The 15,380-nt window shown below is 63.7% G+C and carries 15 protein-coding genes; 7 read left to right on the top strand and 8 right to left on the bottom strand.

What is annotated here, in order from left to right:
- Positions 1 to 252: 252 nt before the first annotated feature.
- The 5 genes from ACL9RJ_RS08620 to ACL9RJ_RS08600 are packed head-to-tail and all read right to left on the bottom strand — an operon-like array spanning position 253 to position 5,616.
- Positions 253 to 1,281, bottom strand: coding sequence for an AbrB family transcriptional regulator (locus ACL9RJ_RS08620; RefSeq protein WP_017127574.1), 1,029 nt, complete (start codon positions 1,279 to 1,281; stop codon positions 253 to 255).
- Positions 1,274 to 2,788: a tripartite tricarboxylate transporter permease gene (locus ACL9RJ_RS08615; protein ID WP_017127575.1), complete on the bottom strand. Its 1,515-nt coding sequence runs from the start codon at positions 2,786 to 2,788 to the stop codon at positions 1,274 to 1,276. Before ACL9RJ_RS08615 ends, ACL9RJ_RS08620 begins: the two co-directional genes overlap by 8 nt.
- 1 nt (position 2,789) lies before the next feature.
- Positions 2,790 to 3,248 (bottom strand): tripartite tricarboxylate transporter TctB family protein, encoded by a 459-nt coding sequence (locus ACL9RJ_RS08610; RefSeq protein WP_017127576.1) that lies wholly within the window; start codon positions 3,246 to 3,248, stop codon positions 2,790 to 2,792.
- A gap of 56 nt (positions 3,249 to 3,304) precedes the next feature.
- Positions 3,305 to 4,285 (bottom strand): Bug family tripartite tricarboxylate transporter substrate binding protein, encoded by a 981-nt coding sequence (locus ACL9RJ_RS08605; RefSeq protein WP_422765139.1) that lies wholly within the window; start codon positions 4,283 to 4,285, stop codon positions 3,305 to 3,307.
- Between the two features lie 38 nt (positions 4,286 to 4,323).
- On the bottom strand, positions 4,324 to 5,616 hold the full coding sequence (locus tag ACL9RJ_RS08600; protein WP_177063348.1) for an OprD family porin: 1,293 nt from the start codon (positions 5,614 to 5,616) through the stop codon (positions 4,324 to 4,326).
- A 268-nt stretch (positions 5,617 to 5,884) separates the two neighbouring features.
- Here ACL9RJ_RS08600 and ACL9RJ_RS08595 point away from each other — a divergent pair, with 268 nt between their 5' ends.
- Together ACL9RJ_RS08595 and ACL9RJ_RS08590 are read left to right on the top strand one after the other, a co-directional pair.
- Entirely contained in the window at positions 5,885 to 6,556 is a 672-nt protein-coding gene (locus ACL9RJ_RS08595) for a response regulator (RefSeq protein WP_017127579.1), read from the top strand.
- Positions 6,549 to 7,934, top strand: a complete 1,386-nt coding sequence (locus tag ACL9RJ_RS08590) for a sensor histidine kinase (protein ID WP_177085781.1) — start codon at positions 6,549 to 6,551, stop codon at positions 7,932 to 7,934. The genes ACL9RJ_RS08595 and ACL9RJ_RS08590 overlap by 8 nt, the downstream gene beginning before the upstream one ends.
- 362 nt (positions 7,935 to 8,296) lie before the next feature.
- Here ACL9RJ_RS08590 and ACL9RJ_RS08585 read toward each other — a convergent pair whose 3' ends face one another.
- Both ACL9RJ_RS08585 and ACL9RJ_RS08580 read right to left on the bottom strand, forming a co-directional pair.
- Positions 8,297 to 9,118, bottom strand: coding sequence for an HDOD domain-containing protein (locus tag ACL9RJ_RS08585; protein WP_177117933.1), 822 nt, complete (start codon positions 9,116 to 9,118; stop codon positions 8,297 to 8,299).
- A 23-nt stretch (positions 9,119 to 9,141) separates the two neighbouring features.
- Positions 9,142 to 10,083 (bottom strand): YgfZ/GcvT domain-containing protein, encoded by a 942-nt coding sequence (locus ACL9RJ_RS08580; RefSeq protein WP_177108031.1) that lies wholly within the window; start codon positions 10,081 to 10,083, stop codon positions 9,142 to 9,144.
- Positions 10,084 to 10,234: 151 nt separating this feature from the next.
- Here ACL9RJ_RS08580 and ACL9RJ_RS08575 point away from each other — a divergent pair, with 151 nt between their 5' ends.
- Together ACL9RJ_RS08575 and ACL9RJ_RS08570 are read left to right on the top strand one after the other, a co-directional pair.
- Positions 10,235 to 10,489: a succinate dehydrogenase assembly factor 2 gene (locus ACL9RJ_RS08575; protein WP_017127583.1), complete on the top strand. Its 255-nt coding sequence runs from the start codon at positions 10,235 to 10,237 to the stop codon at positions 10,487 to 10,489.
- The gene (locus ACL9RJ_RS08570; RefSeq protein WP_422765138.1) at positions 10,473 to 10,925 is read left to right on the top strand and encodes a protein YgfX; all 453 of its coding nucleotides are present in this window, start codon (positions 10,473 to 10,475) and stop codon (positions 10,923 to 10,925) included. The genes ACL9RJ_RS08575 and ACL9RJ_RS08570 overlap by 17 nt, the downstream gene beginning before the upstream one ends.
- Here ACL9RJ_RS08570 and nadB read toward each other — a convergent pair.
- Entirely contained in the window at positions 10,894 to 12,510 is a 1,617-nt protein-coding gene (nadB, locus tag ACL9RJ_RS08565; RefSeq protein ID WP_017127585.1) for an L-aspartate oxidase, read from the bottom strand. The two genes, ACL9RJ_RS08570 and nadB, sit on opposite strands and share 32 nt — an antisense overlap.
- Positions 12,511 to 13,047: 537 nt before the next feature.
- On the opposite strand from nadB, the gene rpoE reads away from it, so the two are divergent.
- The 3 genes from rpoE to ACL9RJ_RS08550 are packed head-to-tail and all read left to right on the top strand — an operon-like array spanning position 13,048 to position 15,240.
- Positions 13,048 to 13,629: an RNA polymerase sigma factor RpoE gene (gene rpoE, locus ACL9RJ_RS08560; protein WP_017127586.1), complete on the top strand. Its 582-nt coding sequence runs from the start codon at positions 13,048 to 13,050 to the stop codon at positions 13,627 to 13,629.
- A 31-nt stretch (positions 13,630 to 13,660) separates the two neighbouring features.
- Complete coding sequence (locus tag ACL9RJ_RS08555) at positions 13,661 to 14,251, top strand: sigma-E factor negative regulatory protein (protein WP_017127587.1); 591 nt, start codon at positions 13,661 to 13,663, stop codon at positions 14,249 to 14,251.
- 8 nt (positions 14,252 to 14,259) lie between these two features.
- Positions 14,260 to 15,240, top strand: coding sequence for a MucB/RseB C-terminal domain-containing protein (locus ACL9RJ_RS08550; RefSeq protein WP_017127588.1), 981 nt, complete (start codon positions 14,260 to 14,262; stop codon positions 15,238 to 15,240).
- Positions 15,241 to 15,380 lie beyond the last annotated feature (140 nt).

Below are 15,380 nucleotides of genomic sequence, written 5' to 3'. Positions count from 1 at the left end.
AGGGCTGACTAGCTGTCAGAAATGACAGTGGCGACGAGCGGTGCATGGGCAGGGCGGCGAGAAACCGCCGGTCGATTTTCCAGCTTTTCCAGGACAGAACTGTCATTGATGATCGTTCCCACGCTCAGCAAAGGAATGTCTCTCTGGACGCTCCGCGTCCGCTTCAAAAGCTTCGCGGGCAAGCCCGCTCCCACAGCGTCACGGGCTGCATTCCCACGCGGAGCGTGGGAACGATCGGTACAGTGCTGTTTCTCACGCCTGTCGGTTCCACCAGCGAAACAACGGTTCGGCCAGAAACAGCACGAACAACAGCCGCATCACCTGCATCGCCGTCACCAGGGGGACCGACAGTTGCAGAGTCTCGGCGGTCAGGCTCATTTCCGCGATACCGCCGGGCATCATGCCCAGGGTCAGGGAGCGCAGGTCGAGGTGGGTCAGCGCACTCAGGGCCCACGCCGCGAGGCTGGCGATCAGCATGGTCAGAGCCGTGCCGATCAGCGTGCGGCCCATGAACGAGGGCGCGCGACGGAAGAACTCACGATTGAAATGACAACCCAGGCCGCTGCCGATCAGCCACTGGCCGATCTGGCTGCCGCCGTTGGGCAGGCCGATATGCAGGTCCCAGGCGATGCTTACCGTCGCACTCACCAGCAACGGCCCGAACAGCCACGGATTGGGCTGGCGCAAGCGCTGCCAGAGCCAGGCGAGCAGGGCGCCCAGGGGGAACAGCAGGGCCAGCCAGCGCCAGTCGACGACACTCGCACCGCCCAGCGGCACGCCATCGCCGAGCAGGTATTTGAAGGCGGCCGGTACACACAGCACCACCACCAGTACCCGCAGGCTCTGCCCCGCCGCGACCCGGCTGAGCACCGCGCCGTTGCGCGCGCCGAGGTTGACCATTTCGCCGGAGCCGCCCGGCATGCTGGAGAAGAACGCCGTGGGCCGGTCCTCGCCGGTACGCCGCAGCAACCAGACACCGAGCACGCTGGAGAGGCTGGTGACCAGCGCGCCGAAAAAGATCAGGCCGAAATGCGCCAGGACCTGCTCCATCACCACCGGGGTGAAGTGCAGGCCGATGCCGATGCCGACCACCCACTGGCCGGTCTTGCGCCCGCCGGGGATTTCCGCCAGTTGCCAGGAAGTCAGGCAGCGCACCAGGATGATCGCCAGCAACGAGCCGACCATCCACGGCAGCGGCCAGCCGACCTGGCTGGCGAGGTAACCGCCGACCAGGCCGACCAGGGGTGTGCCCCACCAGTCCCTGAAGCTTTTCTCACGCATTGGCCAGGGCACGACGCTGGGCGGCACGCTTGCGCCAGATGCGCAGCAGCGGCATCAGCAACATGACGATGGTCAGGCCCCAGACGCTCGCGGTGATCGGGCTTGACCAGAGGATCTCCAGCGCGCCGTTGGAGATCGACAGCGCCCGGCGCAGGTTCGATTCCATCAGGCCACCGAGGATAAAACCGAGCAGGATCGGCGACAGCGGGAAATCCAGCTTGCGCAGGATGTAGCCGAAGATGCCGATACCGATCATCAGGAACAGATCGAAGGTGGTGGCGTGCACCGCGTACACACCGATCGCGGTGATGATGGCGATCACCGGCACCAGCGCCCAGTTCGGCACGGCGAGGATGCGGGTGAAGATGCGGATCATCGGGATATTGAGGATCACCAGCATGATGTTGGCGATGAACAGCGAGGCGATCAGGCCCCAGACGATATCCGGTTGCTGTTGGAACAACAGCGGGCCGGGGGTGATGTTGTACAGCGACAGGGCGCCGATCATCACCGCCGTGGTACCCGAGCCAGGCACGCCGAGGGTCAGCATCGGCACCAGGGCACCGCAGGCCGCGCCGCCGATAGCGGTTTCCGGAGCGGCCAGGCCACGCTTGTCGCCCTGGCCGAAAGTGCCGCTGGCACCGGCGATTTTCTTCTCGGTCATATAGGCCACGGCGCTGGCGAGTGTCGCGCCGGCACCCGGCAGCACGCCCATGATAAAGCCGAGCACGCCGCAACGCAGGTTCACCACGAACACCGACGCGGCTTCCTTGAAGTTGAACATCATCCGCCCGGTGGCTTTCACCGCTTCCTGGCCGCGATGGGTCTTCTCCAGCAACAGGAGGATTTCGCTGATGGAGAACAGGCCCAGCACCAGCACGACGAACTGGATGCCGTCGGCCAGGTGCACGTTGTCACCGGTGAAGCGATAGACGCCGCTGTTGGCGTCGATGCCGATGCTCGACAGGAACAGGCCGATCAGCGCTGCGATAAAAGTCTTCAGTGGGCGGTCGCCGGCCATGCCGCCCAGGCAGACAATGGCGAAGACCATGAGCACGAAGTATTCCGCCGGACCGAAGGCAATCGCCCATTTCGCCAGCAGCGGGGCGAACAGCACCATGCCGCAGGTGGCGATAAAGGCGCCGATGAACGAGCTCCAGGCCGACAGCGACAGGGCGACACCGGCCAGGCCCTGGCGGGCCATCGGGTAGCCGTCGAGGGTGGTCATCACGGTGGAGGCTTCACCGGGGATATTGAGCAGGATCGAGCTGATGCGCCCGCCGTACTCGCAACCCAGGTAGACCGCCGCCAGCAGGATCAGCGCCGATTCCGGTGGCAGGCCGAGGGCGAAGGCGATGGGGATCAGCAGGGCCACGCCGTTGATCGGACCGAGGCCCGGCAGCAGGCCGACGATGGTGCCGATCAGGGTGCCGCTGAGGGCGGTGATCAGGTTGTAGGGGGTCAGGGCGACGCCGAAGCCCTGGCCCAGGTAGCTGAGGGTATCCATATCAATTCTCCAGGATGTCGAGCAGGCCCAGGGGCAGGGGCACGTCCATCAGACGGTCGAACAGCACGTACAGGCCGATGCTCATCAGGCTGATGATCACCACGCTGGGCAGCCAGCGCCCGCCGTACAGGCGCGCCATGGGCACGCCGATCAGGATGCTGGACAGGATGAAACCCAATGGTTCGAAGGTTCCGGCGAAGATCAGCAGCAAGCCGATGCAGAGAGCGATCTTGTTCAGGGTGGCGCGGTCCAGCGGTGGTTCTTCGTCGCTGTGGACGATAGGCGTGGGGCGAAAGATCAGGTACAGCAGGCCCAGGCCCATCAGGCCGAGCATCAGCAACGGATAGGCACGCGGGCCCACCGGTTCATAGGAAAACGCGGCCTGGTAGGGCCAGGCCATCAGTGCCAGGCCGGCGCAGGCCAGCAGCAGCACCGAGGCGAAGAGTCGTTGAACGAGCATGGTGAACTCCTGGGTCGGTCCCCACCTTGCGGGAACCGACCACTAGACGGGGGCGATCACTGGATCAGGCCGAATTCCTTGGCCAGCACTTTGTAGTCGGCGACCTGCTTCTTCACGTAGGTGTCCAGCTCCGGGCCGGTCATGGCGAAGGGGAACAGCTCGCGTTGGTCGCGCAGCTTGGCGAACTCTTCGGAAGCCAGGAGCTTGTCGAAGGCGTTTTTCCACCAGGCGTAGTCTTCGTCGCTGACCTTTGGACCGAGGTAGAAACCGCGTACGACCGGCCAGACAATGTCGTAGCCTTGCTCGCGAGCGGTGGGGATGTCCTTCATTTCCGGCTCGTCCAGGCGCTTCTCGGCGAACACCGCGAGCAGGCGCATGTCACCGCTCTGGATATGTGGCATGGAGTCGGAGATGTCGGTGCTGCCGACCTGGATATGCCCGCCTATCAGCGCGGTGACGATTTCGCCGCCGCCTTCGAGGGCCACATAGCGCAGGTCGCGCGGATTGATCCCGGCGGCCTTGGCGATCAGCGCGGTCTGCATCCAGTCCTGGCTGCCGACGGTGCCGCCGGAGCCGATCACCACTTTGCTCGGGTCGGCCTTGAGGGCCTTGACCAGGTCATCGAGGGTCTTGTACGGCGAGTCGCTTTTCACCGCGATGGCGCCATAGCTGGTACCGACCGCGGCCAGCCAGCGCACGGCGCTTTCATCGAAGCGGCCGAACTTGCCCTGGGCCAGGTTCAGCAGTGAGCCGCTGGACCAGGCCACCAGGGTGCCGCCGTCGGCCGGGCGCTGGGCGACCACGGCGTTGTAGGCCACGGCACCGACGCCGCCGGGCATGTAGGTCACGCGCATCGGCTTGCTCAGGACTTTCTCGTTGACCAGGGCGCTTTGCGCCAGCTTGCAGGTCAGGTCGAAGCCGCCGCCGGGGGAGGCCGGGGCGATGCATTCCGGGCGCTTGGGCTCGGCGGCGAAAGCTTGGCCGGCGAACAGCACGACGCTGGCGGCGAGGGCGAGTTTACGTAATGACAGGTCCATTGTTCTCTCCACGGGAGTTGTTGTTATGGGTTTTTCGATTACCACAGGGCAACGCTGTAGCTCACCAGCAAGCGCACTTCGTCGGCGTCGCGGGCGGAGTAGTTGGAGCGGTAGGTGGCATTGCGCAGGCGCACCGCGACGTCCTTGAAGGTGCCGCTCTGCACCACGTACTTGATCTCGCTGTTGCGTTCCCATTCCTTGGCGTCGTTGCCGTTTTTCAGGGCGATATGGTCGCCGCTGATATAGCGGCTCATGAAGCTCAGGCCGGGAATCCCGAGTTTGGCGAAGTCGTATTCGTACTTGGCCTGCCAGGAGCGTTCCTCGGCCTCGGCGAAGTCGTTGATCTGCACGAAGTTGACCAGGTACGGGTCGGCGCCATCGACGTAGGGAAAGGCATTATCACCGAACATGCGCTGATAGCCGGCACTGAGCTTGTGGCCGTTGAGACCATAGCTGAACAGGCTGCTGAAGGACTTGTTGTCGATCTTGCCGCCACGGGCTTCGCCCTGCTCGGCACTTTTGCTCAGGCGGACGTCGGCACCGAAGGTGCCCGGACCGAACGGCTGGGACAGCAGCAGGCCGAGGAAGTGTTGCTTGTAGACCTCGTCGAGCTGGGCGTAGTGGTAGCTGCCGGTGATCTTGTCGGTGAACTTGTAGTCCAGGCCGGTGAAGTTGAAGTGTTCACCGGTGGCGCCACCGACAAAACGGCCGTTCTTGTTGTTGAGGGCGATTTCCTCGTAGTTGCTGTCGTCGCGGTCCTTGGCCCGGTCCAGGCGGCCGCCGGTAAAGGTCAGGTTCTTGATTTCCTTCGACGTGAGCAGGCCGCCGTTGAAGGTCTGCGGCAGGATGCGGCCGTCGTTGGGCTTGAGGATCGGCAGTTCGGGAATCAGGCTGCCGACTTTCAGTTCGGTGGCGGAAATCTTCACCTTGGCGGTCACGCCGAGTTTCGAGTACTCGTCGGCGGCACGTCCGTCATCGTGGGTAGGCAACAGGCCGGTGCCGGTGCGATCGGGACTGGAGTCGAGCTTGACCCCGAGCATGCCCAGCGCATCGACGCCGAACTTGACGGTGCCGTCGGTGTAGCCCGATTGCAGGTTGAGCATGAAGCCCTGGGCCCACTCGTCACGCTTGGATTGCTGTTTGCTGGTGCCGTCGCGGAAGTCGCGGTTGAAGTACATGTTGCGGGTTTCGAAGGTGGCGGTGCTGTCTTCGATAAACGCGGCCTGGCTGACGGACGAGAAGCCGGCCAGGGCAGCGGCGCCGGCCAGGGCGGTGTGAGCGAAGCGGGAAAAGCGGGCAGGCGGACAAGCCTGGGGCTGTAGAGACAGCATCGTGTCGGACTCCGTTATTGTTCTTATTCTTGGCGAAAACGCATCGTGGCGTTTTTCGGGGTTTTACTATTCTGGATACAACGGTATTGCGTAGGAAACGGCAGCCGGAGCTGTCCGTAGCGAGACTCTAAAGGCTTAACCTTTCACCAACCTTTCAGCATGAAAGGCCCGATAAACAAGGGGAATGCTGGCTACCGGGCGTAGGTTTATTGGGTAAACTCCGCGCCCAGAAGGACGTTCAACGGTCCCCAGTCGAGGTAGGAAATTCATGCGTGTGCTTCTGGTCGAAGACCATCTGCAGTTGGCCGAAAGCGTTGCCCAGGCGCTCAAGGGCGCGGGCCTGACGGTGGACGTGCTGCACGACGGGGTCGCCGCGGACCTGGCCCTGGGCAGCGAGGAGTACGCGGTGGCGATCCTCGATGTGGGGTTGCCGCGCATGGATGGCTTCGAAGTGCTGGCCCGCCTGCGTGCCCGCGGGAAAAACCTGCCGGTGCTGATGCTGACCGCTCGCAGCGATGTGAAGGACCGGGTCCATGGCCTCAACCTGGGGGCCGACGATTACCTGGCCAAGCCGTTCGAGCTCACGGAGCTGGAAGCCCGGGTCAAGGCCTTGCTGCGCCGCAGCGTGCTGGGCGGCGAGCGCCAGCAGCGCTGCGGGGTGCTGGTCTACGACCTGGACACCCGGCGCTTCACTCTCGGCGACGACCTGTTGACCCTGACCTCCCGCGAACAGGCGGTACTTGAAGCACTGATCGCCCGGCCGGGACGGGTGATGAGCAAGGAGCAACTGGCTTCCCAGGTCTTCGGCCTGGATGAGGAGGCCAGCCCCGACGCCATCGAAATCTATGTGCACCGCCTGCGCAAGAAGCTCGACGGCCATGCGGTGGCCATTGTGACCTTCCGCGGTCTCGGTTATCTGCTGGAAAACCGCGATGCATAAGCCCAGCAGCCTGCGTTGGCGGTTGCTGTGGAATCTTGCGCTGCTGCTGGTGGTGCTGATGCTCGCCAGCGGCTTGAGCGCCTACTGGAACGGTCGAGAAGCCGCCGACACGGCTTATGACCGGACGTTGCTGGCGTCGGCTCGAACCATTGCCGCCGGCCTTTCGCAGCGCGACGGCACCCTCAGCGCCGACGTGCCATATGTGGCGCTCGATACCTTCGCCTATGACAGCGCGGGACGTATCTACTACCAGGTCAACGACATCAACCAGCAGCTGATTTCCGGTTACGAAAACCTCCCGCCACCGCCGCCCGGCACCCCGCGTACCGATGACTATCCGGCCCTGGCGCGCTTCTACGATGCGCAATACCGCGGGCAGAACGTGCGGGTGGTGAGTTTGCTCAAGGCGGTCAGCGAGCCGAACATGAACGGCATGGCGGAAATTCGCGTGGCCGAGACCGATGAGGCGCGGGTCAACATGGCCCGCAGCCTGATGGCCGATACGCTGCTGCGATTGGGCATGCTCGCGGTGGGCGCTTTGTTGCTGGTGTGGTTTGCCGTGAGTGCCGCGCTGCGTCCGCTGGAGCGCCTGCGCACGGCGGTGGAGGAGCGCCAGTCGGATGACCTGCGGCCCTTGCCGTTGGTGGAAGTGCAGCACGAATTGTGGCCCCTGGTGCGCGCCCTCAATCATTTCACCGAGCGCCTGCGCCGGCAGTTCGAGCGCCAGGGGCAGTTTATCGCCGATGCCGCCCATGAACTGCGTACCCCCCTGGCGGCGCTGAAGGCGCGCCTGGAACTGGGCTTGCGGGCCACCGACGCCGACACCTGGCGCAGCACCCTGGAAACCGCGGCCCAGGGCACCGATCGCCTGACGCACCTGGCCAACCAGTTGCTGTCGATGGCGCGGGTGGAAAACGGCGCGCGGGCGATTGCCGAAGGTGGCGCGCAGTTGCTCGACCTGAGCCAGCTGGCGCGGGAACTGGGCATGGCGATGGCCCCCCTGGCCCATGCCCGGGGCGTGGCGTTGGCGCTGGAAGCGGATGAGCCGGTGTGGTTGCGTGGCGAGCCGACGTTGCTCAACGAGTTGCTGAGCAACCTGGTGGACAACGCCCTGGCCCATACACCGGTGGGCGGCAATGTGATCCTGCGGGTGAGCGCGCCGGCGGTGCTGGAAGTAGAGGATGACGGACCGGGGATCCCCCTGGAAGAGCGCGACCGGGTCTTCGAACGCTTCTATCGGCGCAACCAGCAGGGCATGGGCTCGGGACTGGGACTGGCGATTGTCGGCGAGATCTGCCGGGCGCATCTGGCGCAGATCAGCCTGCACGACGGCGAGCCACGCGGCCTGAAGGTCCGGGTGAGTTTTATCGCGGGTTGATGGGTTGCCCGGGCCTGCGCTTTCGCGGGCAAGCCCACTCCCACATGGGCTCTGTGTCGCACACAAGAATCATGAGCACCCCGGAATTTGTAGGAGCGGGCCAGCCCGCTCCCACAGGGGCTCTGTGTCGCACACAAGAATCATGAGCACCCCGGAATTTGTAGGAGCGGGCAAGCCCACTCCCACATGGGCTCTGTGTCGCACACAAGAATCATGAGCACCCCGGAATTTATGGGAGCGGGCAAGCCCGCTCCTACAGGGGCTCTGTGTAGCACACAAGAATCATGAGCGCCCCGGAATTTGTGGGAGCGGGCTTGCCCGCGAAAGCGCCGGAACAGGCGCCACGCAACCGCGTTGAAAAGCTAGTTGAACATCATTCGCGCATCGTTGAGCTTTTCGACCCAGGCCTCGCTGTCCGGGTCCAGCCTCAGGCGCCTGAAGGCCGCCAGGCTGGCGAGTGGGACATTGGCATAGGGCTGCGTCGTGCCCTGGTGGCAGAACACCGTGGCGATCTGCACCAGGTCGACGTAGTCGAGGGTGCCGCTGTCACGCTCCAGGTCCTGGTACTGGCCCGGCAGCTTGACCAGCCGCTCGGGAAAATCCCAGACCCGCAACAGCTTGTCGCCCAGCAGCGGATGAATGCTCTCGATCACATGGTCAAGGCTCAACGGGTCGGCCAGCAGTTCGTAGTGATCCTCTGCGTAGGTCAGGATCGGCAATACGCCGATCTGGTGCACCAGCCCGCCGAGTGCCGCCTGGTCCGGCTTGAGCGAGGTGTAGTCGCGGCACAGCACGTAGCTGATCCCGGCGATTTCCAGGCTCTTGCGCCAGACATCGCGCATTTTCTGTTCCACCACCTCGGAGCGGGCGTGGAAGATCTGCTCCATCACCAGGCCGATCGCCAGGTTGCTGCTGTAGTTCACGCCCAGGCGGGTGATGGCGGTGTGCAGGTCGGTCACTTCGTGGCTGGCGCGCAGCAAGGGGCTGTTGACCACCTTGATCAGGCGGGCCGACAGGGCGGTGTCGCCGGCAATCACCTTGCTCAGGGTACTGACGCTGATTTCGGGATCTTCCGCCGCCTCGCGAATCTTCAGGGCGACTTCCGGGAGCGTGGGCAGAACCAGGTCATCGTTGTCGATGGCCGCTACCAAATCCTGTTGGACCTTTTCCGCCAGCTTGTTCATTTGTGTTCTCTAAGGCGGTGCGGTTAACGCTGGATCTCGCGATCGCGGTCCAGTTGGTAAGGTAGGTCGAGCAATGTCAGGGCCGGGCCTTGCAGGTCACCCAGATGGACGATGCCGGCTTCGACCGCTTCGGCCTGCAGCACCGCCAGCAGTTCGATCGAGTGTTCGGCCGTGGCCGCGATCACCACTTCGCCGATGGAACTGTTGTGGGCGGGCGAAAACAGTGGCGTACCGGGTTCAGGCAGTTGCCCGGCGTCCAGTGTCAGGCGATACAGGCGGCGCTTGAGCTTGCCCAGGTACTGCATGCGCGCGACGATTTCCTGGCCGGTGTAGCAGCCTTTCTTGAAGCTTACGCCACCGACGGCCTGCAGGTTGAGCATCTGCGGGATGAACAGTTCGCGGGTCTGCGGCATGACCTGGCCGATGCCGGCGCGAATCTGTCCGAGCAGCCAGGTATCGAGATCGGCTTCGTGCAGTTGGCCGGCCAGTTGCGCCCGCACGTCCTGTGCCTGGGCCGCCGGTGCCCAGAGCTCGCTGCGTCCGGTGGAGACACGGATGGCGATCAGGCCATTGGCCCGCGCCACGGCATCGGTTTCCTCGGGCAGGTCGAGGCCCAGGGCGCTCAGCACGCTGTCGGCCTGGCCCAGCCCGAAACGGACCCAGCCGGCGCTTTCATCGGTGAGCTTGGACTTGGAGAACACCGCGTACTTCTTCAGGTCCGCCAACTGCGCTTCCAGCAACTCGCCAGCCATGGCCAACAGCACGCCGTCGCCTTCGAGCAGGATGCGGAAACTCGACTGCATGCGGCCTTTCTGCGTGCAGCGGGCGCCGAGGCTGGCCCGGGTCTCGCTGAGGTAGTTGAGGTTGCAGGTCAACTGACCCTGCAGGAACTTGCTGGCGTCGGAGCCGCGGACGGCGAGAACGCCTTCGTGGGAAAGGGTGCAGAAAAAAGCGGAATCGGCCATGGGTCTTCGCAGCATGAATAGGTCTGACGGACATCATAGAGGGGCGCCCTGGAAATGGGTAGTTCACAAAATGCCGCGTGCCCCCGACCAAAGCCGACTGTGCTGTGGCAATCGGGCCTGTATACTTGCGCACAAATTTGAGGAGCGCTCCATGGTCGAAGATGTAGAACTCAATCGCCTCTATTGGCACAGCCGCCGCGGCATGCTGGAACTGGACGTGCTGTTGGTACCGTTCGTCAAGGAGGTGTACGCGCATCTGAATGACGTCGACCGCGAGTGCTATCGCAAGCTGCTCGAATGCGAGGACCAGGACATGTTCGGCTGGTTCATGGAGCGTTCCGAGTCGGAAGATCCGGAGCTGCAGCGCATGGTCCGCATGATCCTGGACCGTGTTCAGCCCAAGTAACACGTTCGAATGCCGCTGGCAGGCCTCGCGGCTGTTGCTGGCGGCGTATCTCGGGGCCCTGGGCCTGGCGTTGTCGTCGTTCAGCCTGCTGGAAATCCCACTCTGGGCGAGCCTGTCCGGGGCCTTGCTGTGCCTGCTTCACGGGGCCTGGGTGGTGCCGCGGCGAATACGCCTGGACCATCCGTCGGCTTTTACCGGTTTGCGGCGTGACGAGCGGGGTTGGCAGCTCTGGAGCAGGGTAACTGGCTGGCAGCCGGTCCGCTTGCAGCGTGACAGCCTCGCCTTGCCCTGGCTGGTGGTGCTGCGCTTTCGTCGGCCCGGGGACTGGTGGCCACGTTCGATCTGCGTACCCCGCGACGCGCTGGCGGCCGACTCGCATCGGCGCCTGCGCGTGCGCTTGAAATTCAGTCGGCGTAGGTGGGCGGCACCAGGATAGTGTCGAGGGCCTCGGGCAGCAGGTCCGGGTAGTCGAGGGTGTAATGCAGGCCCCGGCTTTCCTTGCGCTCCATGGCCGAGCGGATCATCAACTCGGCTACCTGGGCCAGGTTGCGCAGCTCGATCAGGTCGCGACTGACCTTGTAGTTGCTGTAGAACTCGTCGATCTCGTCCAGCAGCAGGCGCACCCGGTGTTGGGCGCGCTGCAGGCGCTTGTTGGTGCGCACGATGCCGACGTAGTCCCACATGAAGCGCCGCAGCTCATCCCAGTTGTGGGCGATGATCACGTCTTCGTCGGAATCGGTCACCTGGCTCGCGTCCCAGCTCGGCAAGGCCACGGGTACGGCGACCTGTGGCAGTTGCCGGAGAATGTCGGCGGCCGCTGAGCGGGCATAGACGAAACACTCCAGCAGCGAGTTGCTGGCCATGCGGTTGGCGCCGTGCAGGCCGGTGAAGCTGGTCTCGCCGATGGCATACAGGCCGGGCACGTCGGTGCGGCCCTGCTGGTCGACCAGCACGCCACCACAGGTGTAGTGCGCCGCCGGGACCACCGGGATGGGTTGTCTGGTGATGTCGATGGAGAATTCCAGGCAGCGTTCGTACACCGTCGGGAAATGCGTCTTGATAAAGGCCGCGGGCTTGTGGCTGATGTCCAGGTAGACGCAGTCGATGCCCAGGCGCTTCATCTCGTGGTCGATGGCACGGGCGACGATATCCCGTGGCGCCAGCTCGGCCCGTGGGTCGAAGCGCGGCATGAAGCGTTCGCCGTTGGGCAGCTTCAGGTGCGCGCCTTCGCCACGCAGGGCTTCGGTGATGAGGAAGCTCTTGGCCTGCGGGTGGTACAGGCAGGTCGGGTGGAACTGGTTGAATTCCAGGTTCGCCACCCGGCAGCCGGAACGCCAGGCCATGGCGATGCCGTCGCCGCAGGCCCCGTCGGGGTTGCTGGTATAGAGGTAGACCTTGGCCGCGCCGCCCGAGGCGAGAATGGTGAAGCGCGCGCCGTAGGTATCGACTTCGCCCGTGCCGCGATTGAGTACATAGGCCCCCAGGCAGCGTTCGCCGTCCAGGCCCAGGCGTTTTTCGGTGATCAGGTCGACGGCCACGCGCTGCTCCAGCAGCTCGATGTTCGGGCGCTGCCGGGCCTGTTCCAGCAGGGTGGTGAAGATCGCCGCGCCGGTGGCATCGGCGGCGTGGATGATACGCCGGTGGCTGTGGCCGCCTTCACGGGTCAGGTGGAACTCGAAACCGCCGTCGTCGACCTTGGCTTCTTCGTCGCGGGTGAAGGGCACGCCCTGGTCGATCAGCCACTGGATGGCCTCGCGGCTGTGCTCGACGGTGAAGCGCACCGCGTCTTCATGACACAGGCCGCCGCCGGCGTTGAGGGTGTCCTCGACATGGGACTGCACGGTGTCGGTGTCGTCCAGCACGGCGGCGACGCCACCCTGGGCCCAGTAGGTCGAACCGTTGGCCAGGTTGCCCTTGCTCAGGACGGCAATGCGCAGATGGCCCGGCAGGGTCAGCGCCAGGCTCAGGCCGGCGGCGCCACTGCCAATCACCAGCACATCGTGTTGAAAATGTTGGCTCATCTCTAGGAATCCGGAAAACGCCCTGGTGGGCCACGGAGCCCGCCACACAGCGCACTAGTATATGGCTGGGGGGATCGGCACAATAGCCGGGCCTTCGTGGCATTGTGAAACTACAGCGGGCAGGAAGTGTGCGCCACTCTGGGTCGCCGTGCATGTGGTTTTGCACGGTAAGACGATGATTTTTCGGCTATAACAAGGCTCAGGCAGCCTTTGGTCGAGGGTACGGCACAATGCTATTACTTACTGCGGTCTCCGGGAACTTTTGAAAAGCCCCGGGCTCCATAGACAGGTGCCTGAAAGAAGGGGACAGCGTCGGCTTTCTGCGTGGCCTGATGAAGGGGCTTCGCCAGCGGATTCGACGACAAGATTATTCACGCAGTCGGCCAAGTCCGAGCTGCGTTTTTCGTGTGTGTCCGTTCAGCGGGCCGCAGGAAACTTGCTTGAAGGGGGAGAACTTTTGCCAAAAGCCCGAGTCTATGTTTGCAAGCCTGATCAATTAGCAATGGCAGCCTCCTTCAAGTCCTATGAGGAGTGTTCATGCTAACCCAGGAAGAGGATCAGCAGCTGGTCGAGCGCGTTCAACGCGGCGACAAGCGGGCTTTCGATCTGCTAGTGCTGAAATACCAGCACAAAATTCTCGGGTTGATCGTGCGTTTCGTGCACGACACCCATGAAGCCCAGGACGTTGCACAAGAAGCCTTTATCAAAGCCTACCGTGCCCTGGGTAATTTTCGCGGCGACAGTGCTTTTTATACCTGGCTGTACCGCATCGCCATCAACACGGCGAAAAACTATCTGGTATCCCGCGGTCGCAGGCCGCCAGACAGTGATGTGAGTTCCGAGGATGCCGAGTTCTACGATGGCGATCATGGCCTGAAGGATCTCGAGTCACCGGAGCGTGCGTTGCTCCGGGATGAGATCGAGGGCACCGTCCATCGAACCATCCAGCAACTGCCAGAAGATTTGCGTACGGCGTTAACTTTACGTGAATTCGATGGTCTGAGTTATGAGGACATTGCAGCCGTCATGCAATGTCCTGTGGGCACCGTGCGCTCCCGGATTTTCCGCGCTCGGGAGGCCATAGATAAAGCCCTGCAGCCGTTGTTGCAGGAAACCTGAGACAGCGGCGACAGCCAAGAGAGGAACCGTCATGAGTCGTGAAGCCCTGCAGGAATCGCTGTCCGCGGTGATGGATAACGAAGCGGACGAATTGGAATTGCGTCGGGTACTGAGTGCCCTTGACGATGCCGACACCCGTGCTACCTGGTCTCGTTACCAAATCGCCCGGGCAGTGATGCACAAGGAATTGCTGGATCCACGCCTGGATATCGCCTCGGCCGTATCGGCCGCGCTGGCTGGCGAAGAAGTCCCGGCCAAGGGCTCCCGTGGTCCGTGGCGTACTCTTGGCCGCCTGGCCGTGGCCGCTTCGGTGACCGTGGCGGTGCTCGCCGGTGTGCGTTTCTACAACCAGGATGACATTGCCGGCGCCCAACTGGCCCAGCAATCGAACCAGCCTGGTCTGGCTGCTCCGACGGTCAAGGGCCCAGCGGTCCTGGCCGGCTATACTGAAGGCTCCGAGCCCACCGGGCCGATGGCCAATGGCGTGCTGCAACAAGGCCAGCCGGGTTGGGACCAGCGTCTGCCAGGCTACCTGCGCCAGCATGCCCAGCAAGCTGCCCTGAAAGGCACTGAGAGCGCACTGCCCTACGCACGTGCCGCCAGCCTGGAAACCGCCAAGTAAGGAGGATCATGCGCGCGCTACCTCTTCTAACGCTTGCCCTGGCCGGTGGGTTCATCCTGACCGCCCAGGCCGACGAAGCCCAGGACTGGTTGGAGCGTCTTGGGCAAGCCGAGCAGCAGCAAAGCTTCCAGGGCACTTTCGTCTACGAACGCAATGGCAGTTTCTCGACCCACCGTATCTGGCATCTCGTCCAGAACGGTCAGGTTCGTGAACGTTTGCTTCAGCTCGACGGCTCGGCACAAGAGGTCGTACGCGTCGATGGGCACACCGAGTGTGTCAGCGGCACCCTGGTTGCCGGACTCGGCGAGTCGCCCGATGCCCATGCCCGCGCGCTTGATCCACAGAAACTCAATGCCTGGTATGACATTGCCGTCGTGGGCAAGTCACGCGTCGCCGGCCGCCCCGCGGTCATCGTGTCGCTGACGCCCCGCGACCAGCATCGCTATGGTTTCGAATTGCACCTGGATCGCCAGACCGGCTTGCCGCTCAAGTCGCTTCTGATCAACGACAAGGGGCAATTGCTCGAACGTTTCCAGTTCACCGAACTCAATACCGCCGACGTGCCCCAGGACAGCCAGTTGCAGGCCGGTGCCGAATGCAAGCCGGTGGTATTGCTCAGCAACCAGGCGCAGGCCAAGGTGCAGGTGCTGGGCAGCAAGGTGGCGCAGCTCTGGCATTCCGACTGGCTGCCGCCGGGCTTTGAGCTGGTGAGCAGCACGGCGCGTGTCGATCCGCAGTCCAAGACCCAGGTCAACAGCCTCATGTATGACGACGGGCTGGCGCGTTTCTCCGTATTCCTCGAGCCCCTCAACGGCGCCACCATCGCCGACACCCGCACCCAACTGGGTCCCACCGTTGCGGTTTCCCGGCGCCTGACCACCCCGAGCGGGGAAATCATGGTCACGGTGGTGGGCGAGATCCCCATCGGGACCGCCGAACGGATCGCCTTGTCGATGCGTGCCGGCGATGCGCAGGCCAGCAAGCAGTGAGCCGCTGATCCATGACGCCTGGTGACTCGATCATGTCCGCACATGAAGCCGCGCGAGCGGTGGGATCGAGATGCCGAAATGTCCGGTGATCATTTTCATTTGCAAAACCAGCCGAATTTTCCTATAGGTCAGGGCCCCAA

Origin of the sequence: Pseudomonas sp. Mn2068, from assembly GCF_049319725.1 — a bacterium.
Lineage (GTDB): Bacteria > Pseudomonadota > Gammaproteobacteria > Pseudomonadales > Pseudomonadaceae > Aquipseudomonas > Aquipseudomonas gingeri.
Note: the sequence above shows the minus strand (reverse complement) of the source record. Positions and strands in the feature narration are given on the sequence as shown.